Here is a 19816-nt window from a genome sequence, read left to right on the forward strand (position 1 = left end):
CCTGGTGGAACTCTGCAGGGGAAGCAGGGGCAACGACGCCTCCGAATGGAACGTTTCCTACAATCTGACTGATGAACAGCTCGCGGCCATGAAGGCAAACGGCAACGGCAAGGTTTATGCCGTCATCGGTAGTTCGGGCGGCAATAACGGCAACAACGGAACCGTCCATGATGTTTCCCTGGAAGGAACACTGGCGGTTCCGGAACCCGCTACGGCTTCCCTGAGCCTTTTGGGGCTAGCCGCACTGATGCTGCGCCGCCGCAGGAATTGAACCGGCTCTTTCATTTTCCTTATATATGGAAGGCTGTCCCGTAAACGAGGCGGCCTTCTTTTGTCGTGCATAAGCTCCCCTCTGCCGTTAGCATGCTTCCATGCCCCCTTTGGATTACAAGAAACAGGACAGGCGCCTTTATCTTCCCTCTGCCGTTCCCGCCGTGGTGGACGTGCCGGAAATGCAGTTTTTCATGGTGGACGGCACGGGCGATCCCAATGCTCCGGACGGAGAGTATTCACACGCCCTGGAATTATTGTACACCCTTTCCTACGCCGTCCGGATGGGAGGGAAAAAAGGAGCTTTCCCGGCTCCGGATTATCTGGAATACATCGTCCCTCCCCTGGAAGGGCTCTGGTGGAATTCGGGGCAAAACCCTTCCGCAGATAAAAATACGTTCCGCTGGACTTCCATGATACGCCAGCCCGGCTTCATCACTGCGGAGGCATTTGAGTACGCACGCAGTAACGCCATGAAGAAAAAGCCCCATTTGAACGTGGAAATAGCGCGCATGGCCTCCTTTGCGGAAGGGCTCTGCGTACAATGCCTGCACACGGGTTCCTATGACGATGAACCAGCCACGCTGGCCCGCATGCATGTTTTCATGGAACAGTCGGGGCTGCGCCCGGATACATCAGGTGTGCGGGCACATCATGAGATTTATCTCTCGGACCCTCGCAAGACTCCTGCGGAACGGTTGAAAACCGTATTGCGCCTTCCAGTGCTGAAAGCGTAATGCCGCGCTTCCCGCTTCCTATTCGTTATCGATGAAGTAGGCCTGCAGGATGCAGATGATATGCAGGACAATGGGAACCAGGGCAAAGACGAACCAGTACAGCAGGCCGTAAGCCGCGCCCACCACCAGGAACCAGACAATGGCCTGGACGAAGTGCCCCTTGTACAATTGACCCAGACCGGGGACGAACAAACTTAAAACAGCTGCCAGGAATGATTTCATATGCTTAAAAAATAGAATTGATCCGGACGGCCTCTTCTGCACGCCCCTCACGCATTGAGAGCCGCTGTTCCGGCTTCCTGTTCAATATCACCGGACACGCGCTGTCATGAATGACGGATTTCCTCCCCCGTACTGGAACGGGCATTCACGCCGCAGCCGGTGAAAACCGTGCGGCGGTCATGCTCCGGTCTTGACCGGGAGGAAGGCTGTGTTACCCTCGCCGCGCACAGGGCACTCACGTTAGAAGAGTAAGGAAGCATCATGTCCATTGAATTGACTCGCAATTTCTCCATCATCGCACACATCGACCACGGAAAAACCACCCTTTCCGACCGGTTGCTGGAAAAGACGAATACCATTTCCGACCGGGAAAAGCAGGACCAGCTTCTGGACGCCATGGACCTTGAACGGGAGAAGGGCATCACGATCAAATCCCACCCCGTCACCATCTTTTACAAGGCCAAGAACGGAAAAACCTACAAGCTCAACCTGCTGGACACTCCCGGCCACGTAGATTTTTCCTATGAAGTGTCCCGTTCCCTGGCCGCCTGCGAAGGGGCCCTGCTCATCGTGGACGCGGCCCAGGGCGTGGAAGCCCAGACCCTGGCCAACATGCACCTGGCCATGGACCTGAACCTGGCCATCATTCCGGTCATCAACAAGATCGACCTGCCGAGCGCCAACCTTCCCAACGTGTACCGCCAGCTGGAAGACATCGTCTGCATTCCCCATGAGGAAGCCATTCACGCTTCCGCCAAGATGGGAATCGGCATTGATGAAATCCTGGAGGCCGTCGTGGAACGGGTACCGGCGCCCAAAACGGAGGAAGACGGTCTCCTGCGCGCCCTGGTGTTCGACTCCGTCTATGACGCCTACCGCGGCGTAGTGTCCTATGTGCGCGTCATCTCCGGCAGCGTGCAGCGGGGCATGAAGGTAAAGCTTTTCGCCACGGATGAAGTGTATGAGGTCAAGGAAGTGGGGATTTTCACGCCCAAAATGACAAAAACGGATACGCTGGAAGCCGGGGACGTGGGCTACATTATCGCGAACATGAAGTCCGCTTCCGACGTCAAGATCGGGGATACCTACACGGACTGCATGCGCCCGTGCCCCGAACCGCTGCCCGGCTTCAAGGAAATCCGGCCCATGGTCTTTTCCGGCATTTACCCGGTGGATTCCTCCGATTTTGAAGCGCTGAAGGCCGCCATGGCCAAGCTCCAGATCAATGACGCGGCCTTTTCTTTCCAGGCGGAATCCTCCGTAGCCCTTGGCTTCGGCTTCCGCTGCGGTTTCCTGGGCCTGCTCCACATGGAAATTATCCAGGAACGCCTGCGCCGGGAATTCAACATGGACATCATTTCCACGTATCCTTCCGTGATCTACGAAGTGACCAAGACCAGCGGAGAGGAAATGCAGGTGGACAATCCCAGCCTGCTCCCGGAACCCCAGGAAATCCAGGAGATCCGGGAACCCATCGTCAAGGTGTTCATCATGCTCCCCGGCGAATACATCGGGGACATCATGCAGCTCGTCCTGGAGAAACGCGGCAGTGTGGACAATACGGAGACTATCGACGATACACGCGTCATGCTCACCTGCACCGTACCGCTGGCGGAAATCCTGGTGGATTTCAACGACAAGCTCAAGTCCATGACCCGCGGCTACGGCTCCATGGATTACGAATATTCCGGCTACCAGGCCGCCAAGCTGATCAAGATGGACATGCTCATCGCCGGGGAACCGGTGGACGCGTTCTCCATGATCGTCCATCAGGACAAGGCGGCCTCCCGCGGCCGGGAACTGGCGGAACGGCTGAAAAACGTCATCCCCCGCCAGCTTTTCACCGTCGCCATCCAGGCCTGCATCGGCGGCAAGATCATTGCCCGCGAAAGCATCTCCCCCATGCGCAAGGACGTCACCGCCAAATGCTACGGCGGCGACGTGACCCGCAAACGCAAGCTTCTGGAAAAGCAGAAGGAAGGGAAAAAGCGCATGAAGGCCATCGGGAAAATCAACATTCCGCAGGAAGCCTTCATCAAGGTGCTGAAAACTGGAGACTAGCGGCAGCCTTTCCGGAGTTCGGTTTCAAGACTCCGGAATTCCTGTTGCGGAAGGCTTTCCGTTATGTTATCAGATCAGGCATGAGTTTGTTCAGGCCCTTCATGCTCATAATAACGTCGTTTCTCCTGGCCTCCTGTGCAGGGACGTCTCCGGATGCAAACAAGCCGAAAGTCCGGAAAAGCCTTTCCGAACAGCTTCAGGACAATCTGGCCGCATCCATCGCCAACGTTCCCCCTTCTCTGATGGGGAACGGCCCCGGAACGCAGCAGGCCACCCAGTTGACCGCCTCCACCCAGGAGGAAATGCTGGCAAGTGCGGACAGCGGCGCCGTGTTTTTCACGGACCCCTACAATTCAGACGCATCCATTCCCGGCCTGGATGAAGCCTTCACGCGGAAGAAGGAAAACCAGCGGTGGATACAGAGTTATTCGTCCGCCCTCCGGGAAGCCCAGAGAACCGGCTATCCCATCCTGATCTGGTTCCACCATTCCAAGGGAAGCCCCCCCAGCAGAAAGCTGGCTGCGGACCTGCTCCATACGCGGGAGTTCGAGGAATGGGCCAAGGAAAATATCATCCGCGTCTGCTATGACCAGGCGGAAGAATTTGAAAGCGAGCCGAACGCCAAAAAGCGCAAGCGGATGAAGGATTATGTCAGCAAGGCCCCTTCCCTGTTCGGAGTCAGGGGCACGCCCGTCCTGCTGATCATGTCTCCGGACGGCACCAAGGTGGATACCCTCCGCGGTTATTACAACGGTCAAAGCCGCCTTTATTTCGACCAGATCAAGAACAGCGTCAAACTGGCGAACCAGCAGTATGAAAAATTCAAAGAAACCCTGATCCCCAAAGGCTACAGGACCTGGACCGGGGCAAACGGCAATACCCTGTTCGCCAAACTTTCCCGCTATTCGGAGAAGGATCAGGCCATCTGGCTTCAGGAATTCGACGGCCACCAGAATAAAACCTCCCTGAGAAGCCTTAGCGAGGAAGACAGGAAATGGGTTCTGGATCAAAAGGCGGCGCGGAAGGCTTCCGCACCCGCGACCGGAAGGCTCTAGTTTCTTTCATTCCCTCCTTTCCCAATTGAAATTTTCTCCGGAAGAGTTTCTCCATCCGGCTACTGGCTCCGGCCAATCAAACACATAGCCGGATATCGCTTCAGACTGGCCATGTCATTACAGCGTCCCTCTGGTCTGCTTTTTACCTTGCAAGAGAGAAGGGGAGTGCTAGTGTATTTCAAATGTCTCCATTTCATGGAGGACCGCTCGCCGGGAAATTCTCCGCACTGCCTCTTTCCTGGTATTTTTTCACTATATTGTCATATCCCATGCATCAATATCTAACGAACGGCCTGCTGCTGGCGGCCTGCTCCGCCTCCCTGGCATTCAGCGCCCAGACCAAGGAGGAAGACCAACGGCCCAATATTCTGGTCATTGTCACGGACGATCATTCCTACCAGACCCTGGGCACCTGTGAAAAAGATTCTCCCATGCCCTACCCGAATTTCCGCAAGCTGGCGGACGAAGGCATGGTGTTCGACCGCAGCTACTGCGCCAACTCCCTTTGCGGACCGTCCCGCGCCTGCATTTACACGGGCCGCCATTCCCACATGAACGGCTACCTGTTCAATGAACACGCCGCTCCTTTCGACGGTTCCCAGCCCACCTTTCCCAAAATGCTTCAGAAGGCCGGATACCAGACGGCCATCGTAGGCAAATGGCACTTGGAAGCCATTCCGCCGAATACCAGGGGAGACATGTCCAAATATGAGTCCAATCCCACCGGATTTGACTACTGGGAAATTTTCCCCGGCCAGGGCAACTATTTCAACCCGGATTTCATCACGCCCGGCAAGGACGGCAAACGCGTGGTGAAGACGGAACCCGGCTATGCAACAGAACTGGTCACGCAAAAGAGCCTCAAGTGGCTGGACCAGCGTGACAAGAGCAAGCCCTTCATGCTTGTCGTGGGCCACAAGGCTCCCCACCGTTGCTGGTGCCCTTCCATCCAGAATCTGGGACGCGCCAAGCAGTATGCGGATCTTGCCGATCCGCCCGCCAATCTGGAAGACGACTTCGCCAACCGTCCGGAATTCCTGAAAATGACGGAACAGACGCTGCTCAACCATTTCAATGTGTGGTCCGACGAACACCTGATCAAGGAAGTGGTTCCGGAAGACATCCAGAAGATGCTGTCGTGCCCTGAATCCAAAACCCTGCACACCAAGTACGATTGGGAAATGCCGGAATGGGTGCGCATGGACCCGCAGCAGAAGGAAGCCTGGTATAATTACCACAAGGCCCGCACCCTCCAGCTTGTGAAAGACATCCGCAGCGGCAAGATCAAGACCAAGAATGATATCCTGCTCCGCCGCTGGCGCCATTACATGGAAGATTACCTGGGCACCGTGCTTTCCGTGGATGAAAGCATCGGGGAAATCATGGATTACCTGAAGAAGAACGGCCTGGAAAAAAACACCATCGTCCTTTACTGCGGGGACCAGGGATTCTACATGGGTGAACACGGCCTGTACGACAAGCGCTGGATTTTCGAGGAATCTTTCCGGATGCCCCTCATCATGAAGTGGCCGGGGCACATCAAGCCCGGCGTGCGTTCCAACGCCATGGTGCAGGAATTGGACTACGCCCCCACTTTCTGTGAAGTGGCCGGAGCCGCCACCCCGGAAAACATGTCCACCTTCCAGGGGCGCAGCCTCACGCCGCTGTTCAAGACGGGAGAACACCCGGACTTCAAGGACCGTCCGCTGTATTACGCCTTCTATGAAAATCCCGGGGAACACAACGCTCCGCGCCACGACGGCCTCCGTACGGAACGCTATACTCTTTCCTACCTCTGGACCAGCGACGAATGGATGCTTTTCGACAACCACAAGGACCCCGCCCAGATGATGGACGTTCATGCCAAGCCGGAGTATGTGGAAACCATGAAGGAACTCAAAAAACTGTATCAGCAGCTCCGCAAGGACTGCCAGGTTCCGGAAGGTTTTCCCGGAGCCACGGGCAAGCTCTCCGTCACCCCCAGATGGGACTGCGGAACCGGCAAGAATTGAAAAGCCTCTCCACTCCATTGTTCCGCATCTGAAAAAGGCCGCATGGCGACGCACAATTTTTACAACAGCCAACATCCAATCAAACCAAACAAGACCTGACACCAGTCACTATATATGAAAGCATTCCTATTTGCGGCGGCGTTCCTATGCTCCCTTTGCTGGGCCGGAACCAACCCCTACAACATCATTCCGGAGCCCGTCAAGGTGACGACCGCCTCCGGCACTACCAAGAACCTCAAAATCCTGAACGAACAGAAAGTTTCGGGACTTGGCAATGAAGGCTACACCATGAAGCTTACGCCCGGCGGCGTGGAACTGCGCTACACCACGCCCAATGGAAAAGCCATGGCCATGGCAACCCTCCTCCAGCTTCAGGACCAGCTCTCGGATACTCCGTCTGGGCTGCCTTGCGGCAGCATCCAAGATGCGCCGGACTTCGGCTGGCGCGGCATGATGGTGGATGTGGGCCGCTATCACTACCCGATGAAGGAACTCTACAATTTTGTGGACGCCATGCACTACTACAAGTACAACGTCCTGCACCTGCACCTGACGGAAGACCAGGGCTGGCGCCTGCCCGTTCCGGGCTACGACAAGCTCCGTACCATCGGGGCCGTTCGCCCCTCCGCCCCGCCCAACCAGGGGAACGCCCTGCTGGCCAATGAAGGCATGTACACCAAGAAGGAGCTCCAGGATCTGGTGGCCTACTGCAATGCACGCGGCATCCAGGTACTGCCGGAAGTGGAAATGCCCGGCCATAATATGGCACTGGCGGCCTCCTACCCGGAATTCTGCTGCAATACCAAGCGCGCCCAGGTATGGACGCACGGCGGCGTTTCCTCCAAGCTGATCTGCCCCCAGAAACCGGGAACCAAAAAGTTCATCAAGGACACGTTTGACACGGTCAAACAAATCTTCCCCTTTGACTATGTGCACATCGGCGGGGACGAATGCCCCATGGGCGACTGGAAGAAGTGCCCGGACTGCCAGGCGGCACGCGCCAAGAAGGGCCAGGGAGATGATGTGGAAGCCCAGATGAGCGATTTCACGAAGAGCCTGGGCGCCCTTCTGGCCAAAAACAAGAAAAAGCCCATCCTGTGGTATGACATCAACAAGGGTTACTACCACAAGGGAGAAACCGTTATGTCCTGGCTGCCGGGAGAATTCCCCCGGTGCATCGACAAGACGAAGGAACAGGGAATCGACCTGATCGTCACTCCCCAGTACAAGTATTACCTGGCCCGCACCCAGATGAAGTTCCCGAAGGACGACGTACGCGCCAGGCCCGGCGGCGGCCCCATCCTGCTCAAGGACTGCTACAACTTCGATCCCCGCAACGGACGGGACAAAAACGACGTCAAGCATATCAAGGGTATCAACCTGTGCATGTGGGCGGAATGGATTCCTTCCGGGGAACTGCTGATGTACATGACCTATCCGCGGGCCATGGCCGTCTCTGAAACCGCCTGGGGCAACCACAAGAACCGCCCCAGCCTGGAAGACTTCGAGAAGAAGATGGAAACCCACAAGAAGCACTTCCAGAAGCGTTTCGGCTATACGCTGGAACGCACGGTCGAGAACAAGCCCTACCGTGAAAAGTTCATCACCCAGGAGCAGATCGACCGCATTAACGAGAACTACAAGAAGGGTCAGCAGAACGCGGACAAGTAGTTTTTCCACCCTTTCAGAGCCATTCGATTCATTCAGGACGGGGACACGGGCAACCGCATGTCCCCGTTCTTTTTTTCCCGCTTGACCGGACGCGGCTCTTCCCTTCTAATCGTCCCGCCATGTTACACCTTTACGATACCCGCACCCGGAAGGCACAGGAGATTTCCCCGATGGACGGAAAAACGCTGCGCTTCTACTGCTGCGGTCCCACGGTGTATGCTCCCGCCCACATCGGCAATTTCCGCACCTTCATCATGCAGGATGTGTTCCGCCGCGTTGTGGAACTGGGAGGAACGGCCACCACGCATGTCCGCAACCTGACGGACGTGGACGACAAAACCATCCGCGACTCCCGCAAGGCGGCCGTCACTCTGGAGGAATTCACCGCCGCATGGGCGGACAAGTTCCACCGGGACTGCCAGGCCCTCAACTGCCTCCCGCCGCACGTGGAGCCCTCCGCCGTCGCCCACATTCCGGAGCAGATAGAAATGGTGAAAGCCCTTGTGGAAAAAGGCCACGCCTACCCTTCCGAAGACGGGTCCGTGTATTTCAGGATTTCCTCCTTCCCGGAATACGGCAGTCTTTCCCATCTGGACAAGCGGGAACTGGACCTCGGCAAAACCGCCAACGCCCGTTCCAATGCAGACGAGTATGAAAAGGATTCCGTGGCGGATTTCGTGCTTTGGAAAAGCCGCCGGCCGGAAGACGGAGACAACTACTGGCCGTCCCCGTGGGGAGAAGGACGTCCTGGCTGGCACCTGGAATGCTCCGCGATGATCCATAAATACTTCGGCAACGATTTCGACCTTCATTCCGGCGGTGTGGACCTCGTCTTCCCCCATCATGAGAACGAAGTAGCCCAATCGCGCTGCGCCTGCGGAGGCGGCTTTGCGCGCCTGTGGTTCCATATTGCCCACCTGCTGGTGGACGGCGGCAAAATGTCCAAGTCCCTGGGCAACATGTACACGCTGGAAGATCTGGCGAAGCTGGGCCATAAAGCGGAAGCCGTACGCTACGTGCTGGCCGGCGGCTACTACCGGCGGCCGCTGAATTTCACTCTTTCCTCCCTGGAGGATGCAAAAGCCGCTCTGAACCGCATGGCCAAATTCGACGCACAACTCCGGGCCGCCGCGGGAACGGACGCCGTCCCTTCCTATGACGAGTTCCGCACGCTGCGTCCCGAACCGGGGATTTTCCAGCCTGCCTGGGACAGCCTGAACGACGACCTGAACACTCCGGAAGCCCTGGGCCACGTTTTTACCGCCATAAAAAAGGCGGACGTTCCCTCCCTGTCTCCGGAAGAAGCGCTTCATATGCGGCACGCGTTCCATTTCATCCTGAATGCCTTCGGCATCATCCTGCCGGAAGAGGAGAAGAAAGAAGCACCGGAGGAAGTGCGCACGCTGGCGGAACAGCGCTGGCAGGCCAAGCAGAACAGGGACTGGGCGGAAGCCGACCGTCTCCGGGCGGAAGTGACGGCCCTGGGCTGGACCATCAAGGACCGGAAGGATGGCTATGACATCGTCAAGAGCTAAGAAGGTATATTCCTGACAATCTGTTAAATGACAATCACGCATCCGGGCAATACTTTCCCAGTATTGCCCGGATCTTTTTTATCAGGCCAAAAAAGCTGACCTGCACCGTTCCTTTCGTGTTTTATTAATTAACTGATTAATTCAATTAAAACACTTTAAACGGACTTTCAGGTTCACAACCCAAAAAACAAAACCGTCTTTTTCCGGAAAGGTTCTCATCTCATTAAATATTAAAACTATTTTCAATAGGCGAATTTGTAATCCGGAGTCAACGAAAATTTTTGATGCAAAGCACTTTAGAAAAGTTGAAAATAGCGAAAGAAAAATCTGATAAAACAGGAAGGAATTATGGAAATGAATATTCAATAATTTCATCTGCAAGGCTTTAAATATTTTTTTAATTAAGTTGAAATCCTATCCGGATTACAAATTCGCTTTGATCCGGCCATGCGCAAAAGCTTGGTGACTATATTTTTCTCCAGCGTCATGGTGGCTGCAACATTCCTGGCTTCAAACGCCGATGCCTCCACCCTACTTTATGGTCTGGATTTCAATGATTTAAATGGGCAGAATTTAACCAATCTGGGAAGCGGAACAACCGCCATAGGCAGAACAACCGGATACATCAACTGGGGCGGAGACGATCTTCCCCTTGCCGATGGAGGCTATGCCCACCGAGTCAACGGCGGAACATTCAATATCAGCAGCAGCAGCGGCATTGACGGCATCAACCTTTCCACCGGGTTCAGCGTCGGCCTCCATCTGAAAAACGGCAACAATCCCGTCTGGCAGAATGCTCTTTCCATCACATTCGGCACTACAACCATCAGGGTGGAAATGACTTCTTCCAACCAGTGGGTGATTTACAACGGGGCCGACATAGGTATTCCGCAAGGAACTCTTCTCTTCCAGACAGATCCCGGCAACTGGGATTACCTGGGTCTGACCTTCCAAGGCGACAAAATGAATGTGTACAAAAACGGCCAGTTGGCCAATTCCATCATGACCGGTCTTTCAGATTCCACCCTCGTTACCGGCATCAGAGGCGGAGGCGAACATGCCGCTACTAATTCCCAGGTCTATATAGACAACGTGGCCGTTTATGACGGCGTGCTCAATGGCAACGATTTCGCCTACCTGAGCCAGAATGCCATGCCTGCCGAACTGGTTCCGGAACCGGCCACCGCTTCCCTGAGCCTGCTGGGGCTGGCTTCCCTGCTTATGCGCAGGAGGAGAAAATAGATTCCCGTCTTTGAAAATTTCAACGCCGTTTTCTCCCACGGGAAAACGGCTTTTTCTTTTCCGGCAATAAAGCACTCCCTGACGAATATTCCGGCATGACTGAAATATCAGTGCCCTTTCCAGAGCTCAGGAATATTTGTGGTTGATCATGCCCGCAAGGGCCTACAGAATGCGCCGAGCTTTTTCAGCCCCCTTTTTCATGCCGCGCCGCCAAAAAACCCTTGGGCACATTGCCGCCCTGCTGACTATCCTGATCTGGGGTACAACCTTCGTCTCCACCAAAGTGTTGCTGCGAGACTTCACACCCGTTACAGTGCTCTTCACGCGCTTTGTTATCGGCTATGCCTTTCTCTGGTGCCTGAAAACTCGCTGGATGCCTTTCTCCGGCTGGAAACAGGAATTCCTGTTCGCCGGGGCCGGTTTGACGGGAGTCACCCTGTACTTCCTGCTGGAAAACATCGCCCTGACGTACACGCTGGCTTCCAACGTGGGAATTATCGTGGCCGTGGTGCCGTTCTTCACAGCCCTCCTGGCCCACTTCCTGATCAAGGGAGAACAGTTCACGCCGCGATTCTTCCTGGGCTTTGTCGCTGCGTTTTCAGGCATTTTCCTCATCATGGCGAATGGAGCCTTCGTTCTGGAATTGAATCCGGCAGGCGACCTGCTGGCCCTGGGAGCGGCCTTTGTCTGGGCGGTTTATTCCATCCTGATGAAGAAAATCGGTGTCAATACGTCCAACATGGTAGCCTGCACGCGCCGCATTTTCTTCTACGGCATCGTGATGATGGTGCCGGCTCTGTTCCTGCTACCGGTGAACTTTGACTGGGATCTGTTCATCCGGCCCGTCAACGCCGCGAACCTGCTGTATCTGGGCTTCTTTGCCTCCGCCCTGTGCTTCCTGGCCTGGAGCCGGGTGGTGGAAGTGCTGGGAGCCGTCAAATCCAGCGTTTACATTTACATGGTCCCTGTCGTGGCCGTGATAGCTTCCGCTCTCATCCTGGGGGAAACCCTGACATGGATTTCCATGACGGGGATTCTTCTGACCCTTTGCGGCGTCATGATTTCCGAATACAGGAAAAAAGGCTGAATACAGCAAATCAGTAAGGCCCTTTCCAGAAAGACCGCTGAATTCATTTACATATTGATATATAGAAGAGAACAGCAGGGATTTTCTTTCCCCGGATTCTAAATCTGGAATCAACATTAAATGATGAGAAAAAGGAAATTCTGTAGGATAAACAGGAAGATAAGAAAAAATACCATGCAACTTCCTGTCTATGGTTAACGTCGGCGACTCTACTAGTCCGTCTGACGGAGTTACTCTGGTGACTGGCGGTTCTCCGAATAACATGACGTCTGTAGCAGGCGGCATTCACTCCACCCTGGCGACATGTACCGGAGATTTGACTTTTTCCTTTGATCTCAAGCTTACTTCCGCAGGAAACAACAACAAAAATCATGCCTTCAGCTTCTTCCTGATGAATGGGGGCGAAACCCTGCAATCCCTTACTTACAACAGTAAAACGGGAGACAATCTGCTTTCTGTTTCTAGTTCCATTAATGTTCAAAGGACATTTACGGCGGAAGAGGTATCAGCAATAAGAGATGCCGAAATCGACCAGGACCTGGTGTTTCTGGCTTCCACCGACAGCGTTACCGGCAACAACCAGGGTGTGCTGATGAGCAACTTCCAATTGTCCGGAGAAGGCCTGGCTGTCCCGGAACCGGCCACCGCTTCCTTAGATCTGGCCGGAATGGCTTTTCTGCTGATGCGCCGCCGCAAAAAATAAATTCATCTTATAAAAGCCTTTGTGAAAATCCGCTCCAAGCCTGGAGCGGATTTTCCATTTCCGGGGATTTCTCCACAGGAATCCGTGTTTGATAAAAACTGCCTCAGACGGTTTCCGCCTCAATACGGGCTTCCGTCTCCTCAATTTCTTCGGAAAGTTCCGCCCATTGGGAGAAACAGGCTTCCAGCTGGCGGTCCGCCTGCTGGAAACGCATGGTCAATTCCATCACCGCATCCGTGTCCACCGCTGTTTCCGGCTGTTTCAGACGGGTCGTAATGTCCGTTTTTTCCGTTTCAAGACGGCTTATTTCCGCTTCCAGGCCTTCCAGTTTTTCCTGGAGGGGACGAAGCAGGCGCGTCTTTTTCTGGCGGATTTCTGCCTCCATGCGCCTGCGTGCCTTCCGGTCCCCCCCGCCGCCCTGCTCCGTTCCTCCAGCGGCGGCAGAACGCGCTGCAACGCCCAGGGCCTGGTCACGCTCCACCTTTTCCAAATAATCGGATACGTTGCCTATGTACAGGCGCGGCTTTTCCCCCGGCACGAATTCCAGCACCTTGGTAACAATGGGGTCCAGAAAGCTGCGGTTGTGGGAAACGATGCAGTAGGAACCCGGATATTCGGCCAGGGCTTTTTGAAGGACCTGCTGGGACTGAATGTCCAAATGGTTCGTCGGTTCGTCCAGAATCAGGAAATTGGCGGGATGCAGCAGCATGCAGACCAGGGCCACGCGGGAGCGTTCTCCACCGGACAGCACGCCCACGCTTTTATGCACGTCGTCCCCCCGGAACAGGAAACAGCCCAGCAGGTTCCGCACCATGGGGGCGGATTCCCGCGTTGCGGCCGCTTCCACGCATTCCAGCACCGTCTTGTCCGGGTCCAGATCGTCGGCGTGGGTCTGGGAGAAGAAGGCGATCCGGGTGTGGTGGCCCATCGTGACGCGGCCCGCAGTCGGTTCCTCCCCGCCGGAGACAAGGCGGGAAAAGGTGGACTTGCCCGCTCCGTTCACGCCCACGATGGCAATCCGGTCGCCCTTGACGATTTCAAAGTCGAAGTTGTCCAGAATGGAAATGGGGCCGTAATTTTTGGAGACCTTTTCCAGCTTGACGACGGAATGGCCTCCCGCCGGGGGAGTGGGGAAGTGAAAGTCCATCACGGCATCGTCTTCCTCCACTTCAATCAGTTCCACTTTTTCCAACTGCTTGATGCGGGACTGCACCAGGGAAGCCTTCGTGGCCTTGTAGCGGAAGCGGTCGATGAATGCCTTCGTTTTGGCTATTTCACGGTCCTGGGCCTTTTTCTGGCGCAGAAGGATTTCCTTCCTCAGCTCGCTTTCCTTCAGGAAGTAGGAGAAGTTCCCCGCATATTCCTCCGCACGGCCATGATAAAAGGCGATCGTCCGGGAAACCAGGGAATCCAGCAGGGCCACGTCATGGGAGATGATCACGATGGCTCCGCGGTAGGTGCGCAGGTATTGTTCCATCCACCGCTGGGACTGGATATCCAAATGGTTGGTGGGTTCGTCCAGCAGCAGCACTTCCGGCTCCCGGAGAAGAAGCTTCGCCAGCGCGATACGCATTTGCCAGCCGCCGGAGAATTCCCCGCAGTCCCGGTCGAAATCCCGGTCCTTGAATCCTAGGCCGCGCAGAATGGATTCCGTCCGCGGCCGGAGACGGGCGGTGTCATGGGCGTGCAGCACGAGTTCCAGCTCCCCGATTTCATTGAGCACCTCGGAATAGGCGGCTGAACGGGGATCCAGCCCGGCCATGTCCTGCGTCAGCGCATCAATACGCTGCTGAATGTCCATCAGGTCCGCAAAAGCCGACATGGCTTCGTCAACCAGTTTGCGCCCCCGGACGTGAATGCCCTCCTGCGGCAAATAACCCACCTGGCAGTGTTTGGAATGAATGATGGAACCGGAGTCCGGCTCATTGAGGCCGGCAATGCATTTCATCAGCGTGGATTTGCCCGCGCCGTTATGCCCCGCCAGGGCAATGCGCTCCCCGTCTTCAATCGTGAAGGAGAGATCGTTGAACAGCACGCGCGCTCCATATTGCACGCGCAGATTTTGAACGGCCAGAACCATGTGCCGGAGTCAATCACCGGGACAGGCGGCGCGGAAAACGTTCCAAGAACGTTTCTGCGCCGCCTGCGCCGTTTGCCTTTTAATCCTTATTTGCCGAGGGCCTTGTTCCACGCGGCGATGCGGTCGGCCTGCTCCGTGAACAGGTCGGCGGTGTCGTCTTCAATCGTGATGCGGGAAATAGTATCCCCCTGCTTGATGGAGTCCACCACGTCCTGGCCTTCGGTCACTTTGCCGAAGACGGTGTGCTTGCCGTTCAGCCAGTCGGTGGGCACATGAGTGATGAAGAACTGGGAGCCGTTGGTACCGGGGCCCGCATTCGCCATGGAAAGTACGCCGGGGCCGTCATGCTTGAGGTCCGGGCGGCATTCGTCTTCAAAACGGTAGCCGGGGCCTCCCATGCCCGTTCCGGTGGGATCGCCGCCCTGGATCATGAAATCCGGAATCACGCGATGGAATTTGAGGCCGTCGTAAAAGCCGCGGGAAGCCAGGTTCAGGAAGGAAGCCGCCGTCACGGGCGTCTTGGAAGCGAACACCGTCAGCTTGATGTCTCCCTTGGAAGTATGGATGGTAATATTCTTGTCGGTTGCCATGCACGCATGTTAAACGCATGGAAAGGCATGGTAAAGGCTGTATTGCGTGCAAATAGAGGGCCTGTTCCTTATTGGTCCCTCGCAATTCCTTTTCACTTTCCCACGCTGGTGCGCAGGGATTTGTCGCGCGTTTACGCGCCTCTTTATGGTGCCGCCTCCGGTCCATGTTGCGGAAGGCCATTTGCCGCATTTCACGGATGAAAAAAGAAATGGCGCAGGGACAGCGGCGGTCCCATCCTCACTCCAGAGAATATGTTAGTTCATCCGTCGGGAATACCCGATTCCGAACGCGGCGTCCCGGAAATCCCCAAGCTTCCCGGCTTTCCTCCCTTCCTGCCCCCCCTTGTTTAACCGTTCCATCATTAAAAGGAACTCGCCAGGTACTTCCGGAAAGAATTCTTTTTCATCTTCCTTTTCAGGAGGGTAACATACCCGCAATTTCCCCGGAACAGGCCATTCCGGCCTGTCATGATAGCCGGCGATGACAGGAGGCATGATTGATTTTCCCTGTAAAAGGGATGAATTTGCATCATATGAGCGAAGAAATGGTAGAAGAATTCGTTACGGTTGAATCTATCTTTGTGCGCGGACGCAACTGCCTGGCGCTTAGGGCAAAGTTCTCACCCCTGTTTACGGACTACTATCTTCATCTCATGCAGTACGGCCTGCGCAATGAAGAGATTTACGACAGCCTGCTGAAAGAGCTGATGGCCTATTTCACGCTGTACATGGTTGCCCGCCCGTGGGCGGAACAGCACGCGTGGACGGTCAATTTGAATACTCCGGTCGTGGCCAACCTGTTCGTTTCCGGTTCATCCCTGACGGAATCCGTCGTGGGCCGGGTCTTCACACAGGACGTGAAAGAACCGGAAGAGAATACGCTGTATTCCACCATGCTCTGCAAGGGTCAGGAGCCGCGTTATTCCGTCGTTCCCATTCCCGGTGCATCCCCTGCCCAGTGGGTGGAGGAGTTTTACAAGCAGAGCGAACAGAGAACGGCGCGCTGCATTGAACTGCCAGACGAATGCTATACGATGGTGACGGCCCAGCCGGACGCCGACGAGGAATGGCTCAATTCCCTCAACCAGGAAAAGATGGCCCACCTGGAAGAAAACGAAAATACGCGCGTGCTGGAAACCCGCCGCTTCCGTTTTTACTGCGGCTGTACCCTGGACCGCATACTCCCAACGCTCAAGGCGCTCCAGGAGAAGGAGAAAGATTTGTTCCAGGGGGAAAATGAACTGGAAATCACCTGCCCCAGATGCGCCGCCATCTACCGCGTGACGAGAGAAAATCTGGAAGATTGAGACATACACGATTTCTTTCTGACAATTAGCCTTTTCGGCAGCGAAATTCGTGCTTAAACTTTCCTCGTGCCGACTTGTCCGAAGTGTTTACATAATTTCCACCGCGGGGCGGAATCATTGTGCCCTCACTGCGGCTTTTCCCTGGAAAATCTGGACAAGAAATACGGCAGGGATTCCATCCCCTACCGCCGCGTGTGCGACAACGCGGGAGCGCTCCGCCAGCAGGACCGGGTGAAGCTGAACGCCCTGCTGGAAAAACTGGAACGCCGCATTCCCCCCGTTCTTCTTTCCGTCTATTTTCCCAATATTCTGGAGCCCTTTTCCCTGATTCCTCACAGCTTCTGGATGATGAACCACCTGACGGTGGATGAAGCCGGGTTCCCCAACCACCAGGGCCCCCTCGATCCTCAGTGGCTCCTGGTTCTGGTGCTGGATGTGCGGACGGATACGGCGTGCTTCATGTGGGGTTATGAACTGGACCCTTATGTGGAACCGGACCTGATCAACAAGTCCATCATGAAAGCCCGCATCCCCCTCCGGGAAAGCATGCTGCTGCACGCCGCGGGCTCCATCATGAAGGACGCCGTCCACCTGGTGGCCCGGAAGGCGCGTTCCAAAGTCAGGCATCCCATGAGGTACGGCCTTACGCCGCCACCTCCGCCGGAAAGGAAAGGAGGCGGTGCGGCATGAAAAAGCTCCTGCCTGCGGCCCTGTTCCTCATGGCGGTCCTGACGGCCCCCGCCCAAGAACTTCCCCTCCTGAAATGGTCTTCCAAAGACCAGCAGTCCCTGATGAAGGGGACATGGTGGGAAAGCCACGCCCCCGTCCTTCCCCCCGTGGAGGCAGCCGTTTCCCCGGTTCCCTCCGTTCCGGAAACGCCTGCGGACGCGGATTCCCCCGCCGTGGACCCCATTCCGGAAGATTTCACGGATGTGAACGAATATTTCCTGCCGGAGTATATCCGGACCACGACAGGGCTGATAGATCCGCAAAAGCTGCTTGGAGAAGTGGAGAGGAACGACGTCATTGAACTTATCCGGCTCATCAAGGACCGCTACAACGTCAATCTGTTTGTCAGCATCTTCGCCGCCGGGCAGAAGGTCCCCCCCTCCGTCAACGCCCCCACCATCGCGCGCCAGATTTTCAAGGACAAGGAGCGCAACCTGCTGCTGCATTTCCATATGGGGGATATCAAAAGCGCCCAGATAGCCTTGGATCCTGACCTCAGCTCCCATCTGGGGGATACCGGACGGCGCGATTTGCTCTACCAGGTGAAGCAGGACGCATCCCGCTTCACCCATCCGCAGGACGAACTGGTCACAGCCATGATTTCCCTGGCCCGGAGAACGGAAGCCAACATGGCCGCCGTTCCCAAGCCCGCACTGCCCGCCCTGGAAGCGGACAATCCCGACAGCATCCCGGAAGCCAATATCACCATCCTGGAGACGGAGGAAGCCCCGGAATCCCACCTGCACGTCCTGATGAAGGCCTGGATGTCTTTCGCCCTGGCGAATGTTGCGGGCATCATCCTGCATGTCTCCGCACTGGTTTCCCTGGTGGTTCTCTGGCTGGTCTGGAAAAACAAGCGGGTGGTGCGCCTGCTTCCGTCGGAACCGGATAAAAGGCTCGGTGCGCCGCACGGGGCCTCCCAGAGCCGCCCCGTCAATTACTGCATGCAGGAAGGCCGCCATCCCGACTCCATCGGCCGCAGGCAAATGCGGCAGCACATGCGCGACGTATCATGACGGCTGTCCCTCCATCCCCTGAAATCCGCGCCGTTTTGAACAATGCCGGAGAACTGGAACTTGCCGCGGTTCATGCTCCGGACGGGGCCGTCATCCGCGTGGACCTTAATGCGGATTCTCCCCGCATGCTGTGCACGCAAGGGCAGTACCTGGCTCCCATCCAGGCGCCTCCGGGAACGCGCATACGCTACCGTCTTTTTATCGGCAAAAAGGGTCTTGGGGAACCGGAAACCTTCGTCATGCCGGGTATTCCCGACGTTCCGCCCATTCCCTCCACGCTGATTCCCTGCACCCAGAACAGGGATTTCCTGATCTATGACTGGGCCGCGCGGCATGAAGCGGTCTGCCGCCTGGTGCGGAAGACGCAGCCGGAATTGCTCTTCATCGGAGATTCCATCACCCATTTCTGGGGAGGAAATCCCGTGGACGAGCCGCACCGCGACATCCTTCAAAAGTCCCCGGAAACCTGGGCCGCATGCACGGAAGGCATGAGGGCCGCCAATCTGGGCTTCGGCTACGACCGCGTGGAAAACGCCCTGTGGAGGCTCCGCCACGGCGAGCTGGACGGCGCCGCCTCAAATGCCGTATGCGTGGTGCTGATCGGCACAAACAATCTTGCGGAAAACACGGATGAAGAGATTCTGCTGGGCATCCGCGCCGTATGCGGGGAAATCAGGAACAGGCTCACCGGAGCTTTCATCATTCTCCAGGGTTTTTACCCGCGCAACAGCGTCCGGGAGGGAACGGCGGAGCGCATTGCCGCCATCAATCTTCGGCTGAAGGCCCTGGCCTCGGAACAGGGCTTTGTTTATACGGAACCGGGGCGGCTGATGACGGATGAATCCGGCCGCGTTCCGGAGGAACTTTCCGCCGACGGGCTGCATCCATCCGCTCCAGGTTATGAACGGATAGCCTCCGTTCTCGCCCCCGTCATCCGCAGGGCGGCGGAAGAAAGAAAAAATGACGCGGCCAAGAAACCTTTCCTCCCCTCCGGGGTTTCTGTAATAGAACCCCCAATGGAACAATCACGATGAACGAACAGGACGATACAAAACTCTGGCAACTGCTGGGCCATGCCTCCCAGGCGGCTCCGGGGGATGATTTTGCCCGCAGGGTCATGATGCGTATTGCCGAAGAGGAACGCACCCAGCTCGTTCCCGTGGAATCCATCCGCAGCTTCAAGTGGAATTCCTTCCGCATCTGGGCCTCCTCCGCGGCAGCGCTGATAGCCGGGGTCATCGGCATTTCCGTACTGATGGAGCCTGCGGCGCCGGAAGTTCCCTTCATATCCGTCGCTTCCCTGGACATCGACGATGTACTTGTGGAAGAAGCCGGGCTGGCCCTGGGCCAGGAAAACCTGGTGGACGCCATTTGCACGCTGTCCTCCACGGAAACGGGCATTATTTCTTCCGACAGTATTCAGGACCTGCTTTTGTAGCCCTTGAAAAGAAAACACGGAAGAGCCGCGCACCCGGTCCGGCTTTCCTGCAGCCTTTTCC

The 19816-nt window shown here is 56.2% G+C and carries 18 protein-coding genes; 15 read left to right on the forward strand and 3 right to left on the reverse strand.

Annotated features, from left to right (window positions below; genetic code table 11):
* Nucleotides 1–271: PEP-CTERM sorting domain-containing protein (locus HMPREF3039_RS02210; protein WP_147550011.1), on the forward strand; the 271-nt coding region annotated here is incomplete at its 5' end.
* A 100-nt stretch (nt 272–371) separates the two neighbouring features.
* Complete coding sequence (locus tag HMPREF3039_RS02215) at nt 372–1007, forward strand: GyrI-like domain-containing protein (protein ID WP_067570484.1); 636 nt, start codon at nt 372–374, stop codon at nt 1005–1007.
* 18 nt (nt 1008–1025) lie between these two features.
* On the opposite strand, the gene HMPREF3039_RS02220 is transcribed toward HMPREF3039_RS02215, so the two are convergent.
* The gene (locus HMPREF3039_RS02220) at nt 1026–1229 is read right to left on the reverse strand and encodes a hypothetical protein (RefSeq protein WP_067570482.1); all 204 of its coding nucleotides are present in this window, start codon (nt 1227–1229) and stop codon (nt 1026–1028) included.
* Nucleotides 1230–1490: 261 nt separating this feature from the next.
* Between HMPREF3039_RS02220 and lepA the strand changes: the two genes are divergently transcribed.
* The 8 genes from lepA (at nt 1491) to HMPREF3039_RS02265 (ending at nt 12595) form a co-directional block, all read left to right on the forward strand.
* Entirely contained in the window at nt 1491–3290 is a 1800-nt protein-coding gene (gene lepA / locus HMPREF3039_RS02225; RefSeq protein WP_067570480.1) for a translation elongation factor 4, read from the forward strand.
* An 80-nt stretch (nt 3291–3370) separates the two neighbouring features.
* Nucleotides 3371–4345, forward strand: coding sequence for a thioredoxin family protein (locus HMPREF3039_RS02230; protein WP_067951881.1), 975 nt, complete (start codon nt 3371–3373; stop codon nt 4343–4345).
* A 269-nt stretch (nt 4346–4614) separates the two neighbouring features.
* Nucleotides 4615–6357: a sulfatase family protein gene (locus HMPREF3039_RS02235; protein WP_067570476.1), complete on the forward strand. Its 1743-nt coding sequence runs from the start codon at nt 4615–4617 to the stop codon at nt 6355–6357.
* 114 nt (nt 6358–6471) lie between these two features.
* On the forward strand, nt 6472–8028 hold the full coding sequence (locus HMPREF3039_RS02240) for a beta-N-acetylhexosaminidase (protein ID WP_067570474.1): 1557 nt from the start codon (nt 6472–6474) through the stop codon (nt 8026–8028).
* Between the two features lie 119 nt (nt 8029–8147).
* Complete coding sequence (gene cysS / locus HMPREF3039_RS02245; RefSeq protein WP_067570472.1) at nt 8148–9563, forward strand: cysteine--tRNA ligase; 1416 nt, start codon at nt 8148–8150, stop codon at nt 9561–9563.
* Between the two features lie 447 nt (nt 9564–10010).
* Entirely contained in the window at nt 10011–10805 is a 795-nt protein-coding gene (locus tag HMPREF3039_RS02255) for a LamG-like jellyroll fold domain-containing protein (RefSeq protein ID WP_067982532.1), read from the forward strand.
* Between the two features lie 199 nt (nt 10806–11004).
* A complete protein-coding gene (locus tag HMPREF3039_RS02260; RefSeq protein WP_067570466.1) occupies nt 11005–11892 on the forward strand; it encodes a DMT family transporter in 888 nt (295 codons plus the stop codon).
* Between the two features lie 262 nt (nt 11893–12154).
* Nucleotides 12155–12595, forward strand: a complete 441-nt coding sequence (locus HMPREF3039_RS02265; protein WP_167506793.1) for a PEP-CTERM sorting domain-containing protein — start codon at nt 12155–12157, stop codon at nt 12593–12595.
* A gap of 103 nt (nt 12596–12698) precedes the next feature.
* Here HMPREF3039_RS02265 and HMPREF3039_RS02270 read toward each other — a convergent pair whose 3' ends face one another.
* Together HMPREF3039_RS02270 and HMPREF3039_RS02275 are read right to left on the reverse strand one after the other, a co-directional pair.
* Nucleotides 12699–14675, reverse strand: a complete 1977-nt coding sequence (locus HMPREF3039_RS02270) for an ABC-F family ATP-binding cassette domain-containing protein (protein WP_067570462.1) — start codon at nt 14673–14675, stop codon at nt 12699–12701.
* 86 nt (nt 14676–14761) lie between these two features.
* Nucleotides 14762–15265, reverse strand: coding sequence for a peptidylprolyl isomerase (locus tag HMPREF3039_RS02275; protein WP_067570460.1), 504 nt, complete (start codon nt 15263–15265; stop codon nt 14762–14764).
* 518 nt (nt 15266–15783) lie between these two features.
* Here HMPREF3039_RS02275 and HMPREF3039_RS02280 point away from each other — a divergent pair.
* The 5 genes from HMPREF3039_RS02280 to HMPREF3039_RS02300 all read left to right on the forward strand — a co-directional run bounded on the left by HMPREF3039_RS02280 (nt 15784) and on the right by HMPREF3039_RS02300 (nt 19755).
* Entirely contained in the window at nt 15784–16572 is a 789-nt protein-coding gene (locus HMPREF3039_RS02280) for an Hsp33 family molecular chaperone HslO (RefSeq protein WP_231863820.1), read from the forward strand.
* 117 nt (nt 16573–16689) lie between these two features.
* A complete protein-coding gene (locus HMPREF3039_RS02285; RefSeq protein ID WP_067570456.1) occupies nt 16690–17262 on the forward strand; it encodes a hypothetical protein in 573 nt (190 codons plus the stop codon).
* Nucleotides 17259–18317, forward strand: coding sequence for a hypothetical protein (locus HMPREF3039_RS02290; protein ID WP_067570454.1), 1059 nt, complete (start codon nt 17259–17261; stop codon nt 18315–18317). The genes HMPREF3039_RS02285 and HMPREF3039_RS02290 overlap by 4 nt, the downstream gene beginning before the upstream one ends.
* On the forward strand, nt 18314–19351 hold the full coding sequence (locus tag HMPREF3039_RS02295; protein ID WP_067982526.1) for a GDSL-type esterase/lipase family protein: 1038 nt from the start codon (nt 18314–18316) through the stop codon (nt 19349–19351). Before HMPREF3039_RS02290 ends, HMPREF3039_RS02295 begins: the two co-directional genes overlap by 4 nt.
* Nucleotides 19348–19755 (forward strand): hypothetical protein, encoded by a 408-nt coding sequence (locus tag HMPREF3039_RS02300; RefSeq protein ID WP_067570450.1) that lies wholly within the window; start codon nt 19348–19350, stop codon nt 19753–19755. The genes HMPREF3039_RS02295 and HMPREF3039_RS02300 overlap by 4 nt, the downstream gene beginning before the upstream one ends.
* Nucleotides 19756–19816: the final 61 nt, after the last annotated feature.

Origin of the sequence: Akkermansia sp. KLE1798 (genome assembly GCF_001580195.1) — a bacterium.
GTDB lineage: Bacteria > Verrucomicrobiota > Verrucomicrobiia > Verrucomicrobiales > Akkermansiaceae > Akkermansia > Akkermansia biwaensis.

Excerpts from the sequence above, each read along its gene's own strand:
- HMPREF3039_RS02220 (WP_067570482.1), bottom strand. The coding sequence starts at position 1,229 with ATGAAATCATTCCTGGCAGCTGTTTTAAGTTTGTTCGTCCCCGGTCTG.
- HMPREF3039_RS02255 (WP_067982532.1), top strand. The coding sequence starts at position 10,011 with ATGCGCAAAAGCTTGGTGACTATATTTTTCTCCAGCGTCATGGTGGCT.
- lepA (WP_067570480.1), top strand. The coding sequence starts at position 1,491 with ATGTCCATTGAATTGACTCGCAATTTCTCCATCATCGCACACATCGAC.
- HMPREF3039_RS02270 (WP_067570462.1), bottom strand. The coding sequence starts at position 14,675 with ATGGTTCTGGCCGTTCAAAATCTGCGCGTGCAATATGGAGCGCGCGTG.
- HMPREF3039_RS02215 (WP_067570484.1), top strand. The coding sequence starts at position 372 with ATGCCCCCTTTGGATTACAAGAAACAGGACAGGCGCCTTTATCTTCCC.
- HMPREF3039_RS02265 (WP_167506793.1), top strand. The coding sequence starts at position 12,155 with ATGACGTCTGTAGCAGGCGGCATTCACTCCACCCTGGCGACATGTACC.
- HMPREF3039_RS02295 (WP_067982526.1), top strand. The coding sequence starts at position 18,314 with ATGACGGCTGTCCCTCCATCCCCTGAAATCCGCGCCGTTTTGAACAAT.
- HMPREF3039_RS02290 (WP_067570454.1), top strand. The coding sequence starts at position 17,259 with ATGAAAAAGCTCCTGCCTGCGGCCCTGTTCCTCATGGCGGTCCTGACG.
- cysS (WP_067570472.1), top strand. The coding sequence starts at position 8,148 with ATGTTACACCTTTACGATACCCGCACCCGGAAGGCACAGGAGATTTCC.
- HMPREF3039_RS02235 (WP_067570476.1), top strand. The coding sequence starts at position 4,615 with ATGCATCAATATCTAACGAACGGCCTGCTGCTGGCGGCCTGCTCCGCC.
- HMPREF3039_RS02260 (WP_067570466.1), top strand. The coding sequence starts at position 11,005 with ATGCCGCGCCGCCAAAAAACCCTTGGGCACATTGCCGCCCTGCTGACT.
- HMPREF3039_RS02280 (WP_231863820.1), top strand. The coding sequence starts at position 15,784 with ATGAATTTGCATCATATGAGCGAAGAAATGGTAGAAGAATTCGTTACG.
- HMPREF3039_RS02300 (WP_067570450.1), top strand. The coding sequence starts at position 19,348 with ATGAACGAACAGGACGATACAAAACTCTGGCAACTGCTGGGCCATGCC.
- HMPREF3039_RS02275 (WP_067570460.1), bottom strand. The coding sequence starts at position 15,265 with ATGGCAACCGACAAGAATATTACCATCCATACTTCCAAGGGAGACATC.
- HMPREF3039_RS02240 (WP_067570474.1), top strand. The coding sequence starts at position 6,472 with ATGAAAGCATTCCTATTTGCGGCGGCGTTCCTATGCTCCCTTTGCTGG.
- HMPREF3039_RS02230 (WP_067951881.1), top strand. The coding sequence starts at position 3,371 with ATGAGTTTGTTCAGGCCCTTCATGCTCATAATAACGTCGTTTCTCCTG.